Origin of the sequence: Myxococcus sp. RHSTA-1-4 (genome assembly GCF_020037125.1) — a bacterium.
Classification (GTDB): Bacteria; Myxococcota; Myxococcia; order Myxococcales; family Myxococcaceae; genus Myxococcus.
This window is the reverse complement of the sequence record NZ_JAIQDG010000004.1, coordinates 292393-305611: the sequence shown is the minus strand read 5'-3', so window position 1 is coordinate 305611 and position 13219 is coordinate 292393. Positions and strand designations below refer to the sequence as shown.

Sequence of the window (13219 nt, the reverse complement as noted above, 5' to 3'; positions counted from 1 at the left end):
ACCGGGGGGCCAATCGGCCCATGCGGCGGGGCGCAAGACGGGGAGTGAACACGCGCGGGTGGGCCTGGCGCGTCCGGGCGGGGGCCGGGTAGGGCGGTGACAGCGCGTGTGGGGACGCGGATACTCCCGCCATGCGCCTCCTCTCCCGTGTCGTCACCGCCCTCGTGCTCCTGCTGGGAAGTGCGTGGGCCGCGCTCGCCCTGTCACTGACGGGGGCGGGGGCCGAAGGCGCGCATCCGCTGAAGGCGCTGCCGGCGCTGGTGCTGGCCGGGGCGGCGGTGGCGGTGTGGCGGCGGCACTCGAAGGCGGCGGCGGTGGCGGTGCTGGTGGTGGGCTGCGCGGCCGTCTACGGGTGGATGCGGACGGTGAAGCCGTCGGGCCAGCGGGACTGGGCACCGGACCTGGCGCGCGCGGCGCGGGCGGACGTGGACGGCCCGCGGGTGACGATTCACGACGTGCGCGACTTCCGCTACCGGAGCACCACCGACTGGGACGCGGCCTGGTACACGGCCACGTACGACACGCGCGAGCTGACGGGAGCCTGGTTCATCGTGGAGCCGTTCTCCGGGTTCTGGGGCGCGGCGCACACCATGGTGAGCTTCGGCTTCTCGGACGGGCGCTACGTCGTCTTCTCCGTGGAGGTGCGGCGCGAGAAGGGGGAGACGTTCTCCGCGCTGGGCGGCCTGTTCCGCCAGTTCGAGCTCGTCTACGTGGTGGGGGACGAGAGGGACCTCGTCCAGCTCCGCTCCAACCACCGCAAGGACGACGTGTACCTGTACCCGGTGGACGCGTCGAAGGAGCGCATCGCCTCCTTCTTCCTGGACATGGTGGCGCGGATGAACGCGCTGCACGCGCGGCCGGAGTTCTACGACTCGCTCACCAACAACTGCACCACCAACCTGGTGCGCCACGTGGAGAAGGTGAGCGCGGTGGACGTGCCGTACGACCACCGGACGCTGCTGCCCGCGTACTCGGACGCGCTGGCGTATGAGCTGGGCCTCATCGCGAAGGACGCGCCGCTGGAGGTGGTGCGCGCGCGGCACCTCATCAACGCACGGGCCCTGGCGGCGGACGGCCAGCCGGACTTCTCCCGGCGCATCCGCGAGTCCCAGGCCACCGCCGGCTCAATGCCCTGAGGCACCCCGGGCCGCCGGCGGGCCGGCCTTCAGGTGCTTGTCGTAGTGCTCCCGCAGCTTCACGAAGTAGCCGCGCTCCTCCCAGAGCTCGGAGAGCAGCCGGTCCGTCAGCGTGCGCACCTCGGCGCTCTCGTCCTGGCCGGGCGTGCGGGGGCCCGGGTTCCTCGGGTTGAAGAAGGCGCGCGTGGCCTCGGCCATGAGCAGGCGGCTGCTGGCGAAGAGCCTGCGGAGGATCTGGTTGATGGGGCGCGAGTCCATCTCCGCGCAGGCGGCGACGATGGCGTCATGGACGCGCGGCGGTGCGTCGCCCGCCAGCGAGCCGGCATCCAGGTCTCCACGCTCCACGGCGTGGGTGAGCAGGTAGCCGTGGTGCAGGGACGCGGAGGCCACGTCCACGCAGTCCTTGATCCACAGCACGAAGAAGACCTTCCGGAACACCTTCCTCACGGGGAACAACACCACGCCCTTGAGGAGGCTCTTCACGTGGCCGCCAAGGGTGGTGCCCACGTGGGAGCCGGCGAGCACCTCCACCGCCTTGTCGGGCGTGGGCAGGCCCTTGTCCCGCAGAATCTGGCGGACCATGCCCTCGCGCGTCTGGCGGAGGGCGTAGTCGTCCAGGAAGGGCACCGGGATGAGCGGCGTCAGCCCGGTGGCCACGGAGAGGAAGGCCACGCGGCCCAGCAGGGGAGGTAGCTCGTTGTTCGGGGCAGGGCGCGACTTCGGCTCGGTCATGCCCTGTTCATATGCCATCCGGGCCACTCCATTGCATGGGCACGGGCACCGCCTCGAAGGCCGCTGCCAGAAGCTGAACGCTCAAGCCTTCCGGAGTCCGCGCGCGTGAGGCAGGAGGAGCGAGTAGAGCGTGCTCATCACCGGCGTGGGCACGCCCCGGGCCCGGCCGCGCCGGGACACCGTGCCCTGGAGGTACTCCACCTCCAGCGGCTTGCCGCCCTCCAGGTCCACCAGCATGGAGGGGCGCATGTCGGCCTGGAGTCCTTCCATGAAGCGCGCCACGTCCTCGGGGCGGGTGGTGGTGGTGACGCCCTCGGCGGCGGCGACGCGGAGCACCTCGGCCGCGGCCTCCTGGAACATCTCGCGGAAGAGCGGGGCCTCCCGCAGCGGCCCCAGGGGCAGGCGGGCCGCGGTGCAGAAGCCGGACATGGCGGCCAGGAACGCGAGCTTCTCCCAGAGGGGAGCGCGCGCGTCGGCCACCGCCTCCACGTTGAGCCCCGCGCCCGCCAGCGTGTCGCGCAGCGACTGGACCCGCGCCGACACGCGAGACGTGTCGCCGAACACCTCGCCGAGCACGATGCGGTGGTACGTCCCCGTCTGGGAGATGACGCCCGGCTCGGAGATGGCGGTGGAGATGTACGTGGTGCCGCCGATGACCGGGGCCTCGCCCACGGCGGAGGCCACCTCACCGGGGCTGTCCACCCCGTTCTGCAAGGTGAGGATGGAGGCGGTGCTTCCGCCCAGGGCCGGCCGGTCCGACGCGGCGGCGAGTGTCTTCGCCGTGGGCAGCACGGAGGGGACGTCGTAGTTCTTCACCGCGAGGACGACGACGTCCACGGGGCCCACGCGGGCGGCGTCCTCCTCGGCGCGCACGGGGACGGTGAAGTCCCCCTCGGCGCTCCGGATGGTCAGCCCCCGCTCGCGCATGGCGCGCAGGTGCGCGCCCCGGGCGAGGAACGTCACCTGCTGGCCCGCGCGCACCAGCCGCGCACCGTAGTAACCGCCCACTCCTCCTGAACCGACGATGGCGAATCGCATGGCGCGCACGTTAACGGCGCGCCGGGCCTGCCGCAGTGCCGATTCCGAGGCTCAGCGCACCCGGGCCATCGGCGCCACGGCCTCGCCGGGGAGGGGATGCCACGCCAGCGCCTCCGGCGGGAGCGGCTCGCGGGCCGGGGAGCGCTGCTGGGCGATGAACGCGGCGGCGCTCTCCGGGCTCGCGAAGGCGGAGAGGATGTTCTCCGGAAGCATGAACGCGTTGGCGATGCCGTCCGCGACCCGCTGCTCCTGGCTGCCGGCGGCCAGCACGTCGACGACGTGCGGCGGAGGCGGCTGGAGCAGGGTGTTGGTCCAGTTCGTCGCCGGAGCGACGGCGGCCCACATCTTCTCCTCCGCGGCGCGGCAGAACGCCTCGTCGAACGGACGCTCTCTTCCCAGCGCGTCCAGGATGCGCGCCGCCAGCGCGAAGGCGGAGGCCGAGGCCGCGTTGGCCCCCTGCCCGGCGACGGGGTCGTTCGTCACGTGTGTGTCGCCCACGGCCATCACGAAGCGGCCGTTCGACAGCGGCGCCCAGGCGCGGCGCACCACGGGAGTGAACGCACCCTGCAGCCAGTCCATGGGGCTCAGGACGCCGAACTCAGCGGGATTCACGCGCTCGTAGGTGGCGGGCGCGAAGCGGCGCAGCGCGTCCAGCAGCAGCGCCTCGTACGCGCGCGGGTCCTCGTCGTAGCGCCGGGTGCCCAGCACCGCCATGTCGCTCCCGGGGAGCGCCTCGATGAGGATGCTCGGAACGCGGCCCTGGCGGGAGACGATCTGCGCCTCGAAAATCTCACCCTGGCCGGGCACCAGGTGTGCATTCATCCCGAGCGGGTCCTGCATCTGGACGCCCTTCAGCAGCGCGGCGAACAGCAGGCGCGCGGGCTTCGTGTGTGGCGACAGCTCCGGGATGCGCGGGAAGAGGGACGTCAGCCCGTTGCGGCCGGTGGCCACCACCACCAGGGCATGCTTCAGGGACAGCCCCTCCAGGACGGCGCCATCCACGGGCAGCACCTCCAGCCGGCCTCCGCGCGCCACGAAGTCCTCGGCCAGCTTCGGCTGGTACAGGCGGTAGTCCACGAAGATGGAGGGCTTCTCCAGCCGGCCCCGCATGGAGAGGGATTGCGGCCCATTCACGTGGATGCCCATGTACTGGATGTCCGCGTGTGGCCCACCCCAGTGGTCCACGTCCAGCTCCCGCTCCCGGGCGCGCGTGGGGGAGTGGTGCGCCACCGTGTTGGGCAGCCGGCCCGCGCGCAGCTTCTCGGGGTCCTGCTCCGCGTACACCGTCACGGGCACTCCATGGGACAGCAGCTTCAGTCCGAGGTGAAGGCCGGATGTGCCGGCGCCAACAATGCCGATGCTCGCCATGTGTCTCTCCTTCCGAGTCCCGCGAGCCTTTCGGCTGTGTCGGGATGGCCCCCCCTGGGGATATGGGATGTCCCTGGGTTACCGGGAACTCGGGCCTCTTAACACAATACGGATGGAGTCTTTCAAGTTGGTCGTACTCAGAGGTTGAGAATTCGCGGGGCACTCTCGAATTTTTTCTCCGGCCGTAAGGGAAGGCTCCGGGTTGGGGAGACGTAGCGGGAGGCCCTACAGTGGCGGCGGGCGCGGCGGCGGCGCGTCTGGAATGGGCGGGGGTGCCGCTGGTTACAGCACTGGCGCATTGCGGCGCGGACCGGGGGGGGATAGGTATCGCGCCCATACGCCGAATCCCGCCGTCAGCGGGAGTGGGGGACCCACGTTCGTTGGGGCGAATCGCTCGAGGTCGAGCGTAGGGCAGGTTCCCTCAGCCCGAGTCCGTCAGCTAACTCCACAGGCGTCGAGGAGAACGCAATGTCTTCCGACCCCAGCAGTCACGGGCCGGGCTCGCCATCGTCCGCGGGCTCGGCCGCTCCCGTTTCCCCTTCCGGCTCCCATCGCCCCCACGCACCGGAGGCGGGCCCCCAGCCGCTCGCCCGCCTGGCGCCGCTCGCCCTGGGCGCGCTCGGCATCGTCTACGGCGATATCGGCACCAGTCCGTTGTACGCGCTGCGCGACTGCTTCAGCGGTGAGCATGGCATCGCTCCCACGCCCGCGAACGTGCTGGGCGTGCTGAGCCTCGTCTTCTGGAGCCTCATCATCGTCATCTCCGTGAAGTACCTCGGCTTCGTCATGCGGGCGGACAACCGCGGCGAGGGCGGCATCCTCTCCCTGCTGGCCCTGGTGGTGCAGCGCGGAGGCGGCGCCGGCAGCGGCGTCCGGCGCATGGTGCTGCTGACGCTCGGCCTGTTCGGCGCGGCGCTGCTCTATGGCGATGGTGTCATCACTCCGGCCGTCTCCGTGCTCTCCGCCGTGGAGGGGCTCGGCGTGGCGACGCCGCTCTTCACGCCCTACGTGCTGCCCATCGCCCTGGTCATCCTGCTCGCGCTGTTCTTCGTGCAGAGCAAGGGCACGGGCGGCATCGGCCGGGTGTTCGGCCCGCTGATGGTGGTGTGGTTCTCCGTCATCGCGGTGCTCGGTGTCCTCGAGCTGGCGCGGAACCCCTCGGTGCTCCAGGCCGTGCTGCCCACGCACGCGGTGAGCTTCTTCGTCCGGAACGGGTGGCACGGGTTCCTCGTGCTGGGCGCGGTGTTCCTCGTCGTCACCGGTGGCGAGGCGCTCTACGCGGACATGGGCCACTTCGGCTACCGGCCCATCCGCCTGGCGTGGTTCGGCCTGGTGCTGCCGGCGCTGCTGCTCAACTACTTCGGGCAGGGCGCGCTGCTGCTGAGAGACCCCTCCGTCGCCATCAATCCCTTCTTCCACATGGCCCCTGACTGGGCGCTCTACCCGCTGGTGGCGCTGGCCACGGCCGCCACCGTCATCGCCTCGCAGGCGCTCATCTCCGGGGTCTTCAGCATCACCCGGCAGGCCATCCAGCTCGGCTACTGGCCCCGCCTCGAGGTGGTGCACACCTCCGCGGAGGAGCAGGGGCAGATCTACCTGCCGGGGGTGAACATCGCGCTGCTGTTGGGCGTGGTGGCGGTGGTGCTGGGCTTCCGCTCCTCCGGCGCGCTCACGGCCGCGTACGGCATCGCCGTGACGGCCACCATGGCCATCACCACCAGCCTCGCCTACGTGGTGGCGCGCGAGCGCTGGGGCGTGCGGCGCTCCATCGCGGTGCCGGTGCTCATCGTATTCCTCGCCATCGACCTGGCCTTCTTCGGCGCCAACTTCGTCAAGGTGGCCCACGGTGGCTGGCTGCCGCTCACGATGGGCGCCATCCTCTTCACGCTGATGGCGACGTGGAAGCGCGGCCGCGAGTTGCTGGGAGAAAAGCTGCGTGCCGGCTCCATTCCCCTGAAGGACCTGCTGGAGAGCTTTGGCGACAACGGGCCCCACCGGGTGCCGGGGGCGGCCATCTTCATGACGGGCAACCCGGAGGTTGCCCCCAGCGCGCTGCTGCACAACCTGAAGCACAACAAGGTGCTGCACGAGCAGACGGTGCTGCTCACCATCACCACCGAGGACGTGCCCCACGTCCCGCCCTCGGAGCGGGTGACGGTGGAGACGCTGCCCCAGGGCCTGCGCCGCATCACCGCGCGCTACGGCTTCATGGAGGACCCGTCCATCCCGGACATCCTCAAGCGCTGCCGCGAGGCGGGGCTGCCCTTCAACGTCATGAGCACGAGCTTCTTCCTCGGGCGCGAGACGCTCATCGTCAGCAAGCACCCGGGCATGGCTCGCTGGCGTGAGGCGCTCTTCGTCTGGATGAGCCGCAACGCCCGCTCGGCCACGGCCTTCTTCCGGATTCCGCCGAACCGCGTCGTCGAGCTGGGCGCCCAGGTGGAGCTGTAGGTCCGCGGTGCGAGGTGGCGGGAGCGGCGCTTCGTCCGCCACCTCGTTCAGGCCACGGCTCTCGGGTCGTTCTCGACGTCTTCGTCACTGCCCGCTGCTCTTGAGTGCTTCCCGGATCTCCCAGAGCCAGCGTGCCTCTTCGGCGGGCAGGGTGGCTTCGGCGCGCCCCTGGAGCAGCACCGTCATCGCCTGCTCCAGCAGCCGCGCGCGTGTCTGGTGGGGCGTGTCCGGGGTCCTGATGCTCGCGAGGTACGAGGCCCAGCAGGCTTGAACGAGCAGCCTGCGGCTCTGTTCGGTTGGTCGGTGGGCGTGGGCCTCCTGGAAGAACCGGAGCACCTCCGTGTCTTCGGCTCCGCGCAGGACGCGAACGCGCCCGGAGATTTCATGCGCGGCCAGCGTCAGGCCATCCCGTGAGAACTGGAGGGCGTGGACGGGTGATGTGTACGTGTCATCGACACCCACCCATTCCCCGCTGCTCTTCCAGAGCCGGAGGGTTCCGTCATCCGCCCCGGTGGCCACCGTCGTTCCGTCGGGGCTGAGCGCCGTCGAGAAGATGGCGCCCAGGTGCCCCACCAGGGTCGTCCGCCGGCGGTCTCCCGCCAGCTCGCTGACATGCGCGAGGCCGTTCCAGGACGCGGAGACCAGCGTCTGCCCGTCGCGTGAGAACCGGACGCTGGAGACCGCGGTGTCATACGTCAGGAGGGGCGCGCCCGGTTCCAGCTCCAGGCCGGCATGGACGCGAACCGCTCCATCCCTGTCGCCGGTAGCGACACTCCGGCCATCGGGCGAGCAGTCCAGGGTGTAGACCTCGGTCCTGGGGCTCTTGGGGTGGTGGACGTGGTGCTCGAGGTCGACATGGCCCACGACCACCGGGGCCCTGGGGTCTTCGGAGGGCGAGCCCGCGACCACGAGCGAGCCCCCGTCGGCTGTAAACGCCAGGGTGGAGACTCCGTCCTGAATCCCGTCGACGCTCCCCAGGCGCTGGCCGGTGGACGTGTCCACGATGCTCACCCAGCCCGTGTTGTCGCTCGTGGCGGAGCCGCCCACCGCGAGCCGGCCCCCATCAGGTGAGAATGCAAGCACGCCCACCGTGGACGGTTCCGGCAGGGTGATGGACCACCGTTTCGTGCCGGTGTTCGTATCCCAGAGCTGCACCCCCTCCGTGGATTTGAAGGCCGCGAGCAGCCGGGCTCCGGGCGCGAAAGCGCTCCTCGTATGGCTCACGGGCGCGGAGAACACGTGGGCCGCGGCCCGGGGGGAACGGCCCAGGATGCGCAGTCCACCATCTTCTCCCGCGAGGAGGAGGTTTCCGTCTCTCAGCGGGGCCATGCCCACGAGCTTGCCGGTGCTGGCCTCGAACAGCGACAGGGCCTTGTCCCCCCGGGCCCACGTCCACACCTCTCCGTCCCGCAGCCGAACGTGGAAGGCCCCGCCTTCGGGCGCGACGACCACTTCGTCTGGACTCTCGCGCGTTTTCAGCACCTGCGCCCGGCGTGTCGCCAATTGCCAGATGTGCAGGGCCCGGCCCACCCCATAGGAGACCAGCTCTCTGCTGCCCTGGAGGAACCGCAGTCCGAGGACGGCGTCCGGATGGTTGCCGAGCAGCGAGCAGCCACCGCCGCGTACCTCGCATACGTGAATCTGATGGGCGTCGCTGAATGCCAGGACTTCCGCATCCTCGGTGAGCGCGAGGCCGCCGGTGAAGAACGTCGCCCCGCGCTTGAAGAGGAGCTGGCCTGTGATTGTGCTCCAGACTCCGACAGAGTCCCCGAGCAGGGCGGCGACCCGTTGCCCGTCCCGGGAGAGGGAGAGGCCGCTCACGAACCTTTTGTACAGCGTGAGCGTCTTGACGGACTTGCCGTCGGGCACGCTGAACAGCTCGACGGTGGCGTATTGCGGTGGGTCCGATTCTCCCCGCGGCGCCGAGCGCCCGACCGCGAGCGTGTGGCCGTCAGCGGAGAACGCCAGGGCGCTGGCGGAGCCTTCGATGCGGAACAGCTCGCGGAACTGGCCGTCCGAGACCTTGAAGACGATGACCTGTCCCGGCGCCCAGGCGTAGAACTCGAGGCTCACCGCGACCAGTTCATGGGTGGGTTGGGAGGCCAGGGGAAAGAGGTGGGCCGGGGGCGCCTCCGCGGGCAGCGGCTGACCCTGGAGGGGGGGGAAGTAGAGGGTGGTCTCCGGATGGAGCCGTCGCCAGAGATGCCGCCACTCGAAGCCACGCAGGTCGGATTCGGTGGGGCTGGGAAGGTGCCGCTCCAGGAGTGATTGGGCACGCCCGGTGTTCCGGGCCGCGAGTGCGACCCGGGCCGCCAGGAGGTCCGTGGCATAGCGTGCCTTGCGGAGCGCCAGCTCCCGGGCCTCGGTCGGCGTCGGCCTGTAGCGCACGGGCCGGAAGATGAAGTCCCCGTCGCCCGTGTCGCGGACCAGTCCCCAGTTGGGAATCTGCGCGCTCCCGAAGCGGTTGGCGACCACCGTCTCCACCTGCGCCGCCGCCTGCCGGAAGGTGAAGGCGTGGTCCTTGCGCGCGGAGTCGGCACGGTTGCGGAGGACCTCCAGCAGCGCGGACGTGAAATGGGAGTGGCCATCGCCGGGGCCCCCATCCGACACCACGCGCAGTCGCCCCGCCGACATGCCCACGAACGCGGGCTGCGTCAGGTAGTAGAAGTAGTTGTCCAGATGCGCCGCGCCTGGGGCCCGGGCTCCGGCGGGGGAAGGGGGCGCCGGCGGTCCTCGCGTGCCTGGCGCGGAGGACTTCAGGTCCGCGCGGGTGGGAATGGAGGTTCGCGGTATCTGCGAGAAGAGGCTGCCGGAGAAGCAGCTGTCGAGGATGATGGCCTTGTGCCGTGGAGCCAGCGCGCCGAGCTGCTCTACCAGCCAGGCAATGGACACCCAGGTCGAGGCAATGCCTCCCGCGCGCGCATCCACGCCCGCGAGATAGCCCTGGCCGTCCTTCGTCATGATGCCGTGGCCCGCGAAGTAGAACAGGACTGAGTCCTCGGCGCGGACCCCCTGCTGGCGCAGCCACCCGGTGAAGGCCCCCTCGATTCGCGCGCGACTCGCATCGGGCAGGAAGAGGACGTGGGCCGGCTCGTAGCCGAATTCCTCGATGAGCAGCCGCCGCATGGCCTCCGCATCATTCAGTGCGGTCGCCAGCGGGGGCACATTGATGTCTGTGTAATAATTCCCGACACCGACGACGACCGCCCACGTCGTCCGGTAGTACGGCCTCGCGGCTGTGATTCCCGCCGGCGCGCCGGGCGTCTGGCCATGCGCGGGGGCGGCGGGCACGAGCAGCAAGGCCCAGGCGAGCAGTACCCAGGCCCTCCAGGGGCCGGGCCGACAGGTGATGCTCACGGCTCTTTGGGAACCTCGAGGATGAGTTGCTGCAGGCGCAGCACGTCCTCCTCCGCGAGCTTGCGCGAGGCCCGCAGTTCCTTCGGGACGCCGGTGGTGTCCTTGATGACGGTGGGGCTGAGCGCGAACAGGTGGCTGAGCCGATAACCATCGGTGTTGGCCATGTACGTGCCGTTGACGTTGACGCCCGAGTAGCCACCCTTGGCGTCCGCCGTCACCTTCTGGTGACGCTTGCTGATGAGCGTCTTGTGGGAGTAGCCGGTCACCACGAAGACGTAGCAGACGTCCGGGTCAGCCAGCAGCTTCTCGTGGGAGGCGATGTAGTCGTTGTAGGCGGACTCCCAGCGGGGGCCCGGCATGACTCGCTGGGTGGCGAACGCCGTCAGGATGACCTCCGCGGCGGAGTCCTGGTCGAGCTGCGCGGAGACGAACGAGAGCGCCGCGATGCTGCCGAGGGACTTCTGGGTGACGAGCGTCTGGGCCTGGATCTCCGGGTCGGTGACCTTCGCGGCGACCGGATAGGCGAGGTTGGTGTCTTCTCCCGCGGTGGCGGTGGCATTGCGGACGTAGGCACCGTCCCACCGCAGCCGGCCGCCGGTACTGCAGTCGGCCGCGGTCCTCCGCACGACGCCTACGCGCCCCAGCCACAGCTCGGGCGTGTTCTTGAAGGTGTCGTCCGGCGAGTAGATGACGTCATCCCCCAGGGCGAAGGTCCTACGGAGGTCCTCCGGCTCGGGAATCGAGGTGGGCTTCAACTCCACGCCCGAGCAGGCCGCGAGGACCCAGATGGAAGCTGCGACGACGAAGCGATGGCTCACATGCTCTCCTTTCAGCGGAGCGCGGAGCCTATCCCAGGTGTCTGTTACCCAATAGAAGTTCACTGGGGACGGCACGGGCCAGGGCCCGTGTCACCGCGCTCCGTGCGTCACTGTGGCGCGGGAGCGCTGACCTTCTTCGCCGGCGGCCGGTACTTCATGCCCAGCTCGTTGAAGACGAACGAGTACACGTCCACCTCCTCCTCGATGCGGGCGTTCAGCGGCGTGCCGGCGCCGTGGCCGGTCTCCGCGTTGGCGCGCAGGAGGATGGGGTTCTTGGCGCTCGTCGCCTCCTGCATCCGCGCCACCATCTTCCGCGAGTGGAACGGGTCCACGCGCGGGTCATTGGCGCCGGAGGTGAACAGCACCGACGGGTACTTCGTCCCGTCCTTCACGTTGTGGAAGGGCGAGTACGCGTGCAGCGCCTTGAACTGCTCCGGGTCCTTCACCGTGCCGTACTCGGTGATGTTGAACTGGCCGTTGGGCGTCAGCTCCACCCGCAGCATGTCGTAGATGCCCACGCGCGCCACGACGGCGCCGTACATCTCCGGGTGCTGGGTGACGGCCGCGCCCATCAGCAGGCCGCCGTTGCTGCCGCCCTGGATGGCCAGCTTCTTCGGCTGCGTGTACTTCTGGTCCACCAGCAGCTTCGCGCACGCGTGGAAGTCGTCGAAGACGTTCTGCTTCTTCGTCAGCGACCCCTCCGCGTGCCACCTCTCGCCGAACTCCGAGCCGCCGCGCAGGTTCGCCACCGCGTACACGCCGCCCTGCTCCAGCCACAGGCCCGCCAGCGGGTTGAAGCCGGGGGAGATGGAGACGTTGAAGCCGCCGTAGCCGGTGAGCAGCGCCGGGTTGTTGCCGTTCAGCTTCGTGCCCTTCTTCTTGAGAATCGTCAGCGGAACCCGGGTGCCGTCCCTGGATGTGGCCTCCGTGCGCACCACCTCCACGTCGCTCATGTCCATGGGCGAGGTGCGCGCCAGCGCCGTCTTCGCCGCCTTGTTGTCCTTCACCGAGTACCGGTACCAGGCCGGCGGCTGCACGAAGCTGGTGTTGACGAAGAGCACGTCGTCGCCGCCCATGCTCACCAGGCCGCCCACCGAGGACACCGGCAGCGTGGGCACCTCGCCCAGCGCCTGGCCCTTCAGGTCCACCATTCGCAGCCGCGACGGGCCGCCGAGCTGCTCGCTCACGTACAGCCGCGTCTTCGCCGGGAAGAGGCCCTGGATGGTGGCTTCACCTTCCGGCACCAGCACCGTGGCCTTGTCCAGCGTGGGCGTGGCCAAAGGCAGCCGCAGCACCTTGCCGCGCGGCGCGTCCTTCCGGCTCAGCAGGTACAGGGCCCCGTCATGGCCGAAGGCCGCGCGGATGACCTTGTCCTCGAACTTCGTCACCTGCGCCCACTGCCCGGACGGGCCGTGCAGGTAGAGCATGTACTCGCCGCCGTCGCCGTTGGCGACCCGCGCGGACGTGTACTGGCCGTCGTGAGACGTCTCCAGATCCGTCATCGCGATGCGTGGGAAGTCCTTGCCCAGCGCGTACGTGTCCTTCTCCGTGGGCGTGCCCAGCTTGTGGAAGTACACCTGCTGGAAGAAGTCCCGGTCCGCGGGCGGGCGCTCCTCGCCGCGCGGGTAGCGCGTGTAGAAGAAGCCCGTGCCGTCCTTGTTCCACGCCAGGCTGCCGCCCGCCGTGCCGCCGTTCACCTTCGGCACCACCTCGGCCGACACCGGCTTGCCCGTGGCCACGTCGTAGACGGTGACGTCACCACTCTCCGTGCCCTTCTTGGACAGCGACACCGCCACCTTCTTGCCGTCCAGGGTGGGCACGTACCAGTCGATGGTGGTGTGGCCCGACGGGTCCACCGCCATGGGGTCCAGCAGCACGCGCTCCGTGGACGTGTCGTCCACCGAGCCCAGCACCACCAGGAACGGCTGCTGCCGCGGCGGCTGTCCCTTGACGGCGAAGAGGGTGCCGCCGGCCTCCTGGAGCCCGAAGTAGGCCGGGGACTTCCAGGAGAGCAATTCGGTGACGCGCTGGCGGATGGACTCGCGCCCGGGCAGCCTGTCCAGCAGCGCGCGCGTGTGCGCGTTCTGCGCGTCGTTCCACTCCCGCACCTTCGGGTCGGCGGAGGCCTCCAGCCACTGGTACGGGTCCTTCACCTCCGTGCCGTGGTAGGTGTCCACCTTCTCCTGCTTCTCCGTCGGGGGCGCTTTCTTCGCGGCGCCCCTGGGCGCGGCGGGCGCGGCCAGCGGCAGCACCAGCACCGCCGCCGTCAATGCGGTCGTCAGCTTCACGCTTCACCTCGGGGTGAAAAGGTCGCGCGCA

8 protein-coding genes and 1 riboswitch are annotated in these 13219 nt (G+C 70.0%); of the genes, 2 read left to right on the top strand and 6 right to left on the bottom strand.

Translation table 11 applies throughout. From position 1 onward, the window contains the following. The first annotated feature begins 131 nt into the window (after window positions 1–131). The gene (locus K8638_RS08910; RefSeq protein ID WP_223754008.1) at window positions 132–1136 is read left to right on the top strand and encodes a DUF4105 domain-containing protein; all 1005 of its coding nucleotides are present in this window, start codon (window positions 132–134) and stop codon (window positions 1134–1136) included. On the opposite strand, the gene K8638_RS08905 is transcribed toward K8638_RS08910, so the two are convergent. From K8638_RS08905 to K8638_RS08895, 3 genes are all read right to left on the bottom strand, one after another. Beyond that, entirely contained in the window at window positions 1125–1886 is a 762-nt protein-coding gene (locus K8638_RS08905; RefSeq protein ID WP_223754007.1) for a hypothetical protein, read from the bottom strand. The genes K8638_RS08910 and K8638_RS08905 overlap by 12 nt on opposite strands. 63 nt (window positions 1887–1949) lie before the next feature. Beyond that, window positions 1950–2906, bottom strand: a complete 957-nt coding sequence (locus tag K8638_RS08900) for a ketopantoate reductase family protein (protein ID WP_223754006.1) — start codon at window positions 2904–2906, stop codon at window positions 1950–1952. Between the two features lie 51 nt (window positions 2907–2957). After that, a complete protein-coding gene (locus K8638_RS08895) occupies window positions 2958–4274 on the bottom strand; it encodes a styrene monooxygenase/indole monooxygenase family protein (protein ID WP_223754005.1) in 1317 nt (438 codons plus the stop codon). A gap of 328 nt (window positions 4275–4602) precedes the next feature. After that, a riboswitch (cyclic di-AMP (ydaO/yuaA leader) is annotated at window positions 4603–4743 on the top strand. On the opposite strand from K8638_RS08895, the gene K8638_RS08890 reads away from it, so the two are divergent. Continuing rightward, window positions 4743–6725 (top strand): potassium transporter Kup, encoded by a 1983-nt coding sequence (locus tag K8638_RS08890; protein ID WP_223754004.1) that lies wholly within the window; start codon window positions 4743–4745, stop codon window positions 6723–6725. Its footprint overlaps the riboswitch before it by 1 nt. A gap of 84 nt (window positions 6726–6809) precedes the next feature. Here the strand turns inward: K8638_RS08890 and K8638_RS08885 are convergent, their stop codons facing one another. From K8638_RS08885 to K8638_RS08875, 3 genes are all read right to left on the bottom strand, one after another. Beyond that, the gene (locus tag K8638_RS08885) at window positions 6810–10082 is read right to left on the bottom strand and encodes a caspase family protein (RefSeq protein WP_223754003.1); all 3273 of its coding nucleotides are present in this window, start codon (window positions 10080–10082) and stop codon (window positions 6810–6812) included. Then, window positions 10079–10900: a hypothetical protein gene (locus K8638_RS08880; protein WP_223754002.1), complete on the bottom strand. Its 822-nt coding sequence runs from the start codon at window positions 10898–10900 to the stop codon at window positions 10079–10081. The genes K8638_RS08885 and K8638_RS08880 overlap by 4 nt, the downstream gene beginning before the upstream one ends. Window positions 10901–11007: 107 nt before the next feature. After that, window positions 11008–13188 (bottom strand): prolyl oligopeptidase family serine peptidase, encoded by a 2181-nt coding sequence (locus tag K8638_RS08875; protein WP_223754001.1) that lies wholly within the window; start codon window positions 13186–13188, stop codon window positions 11008–11010. Window positions 13189–13219 lie beyond the last annotated feature (31 nt).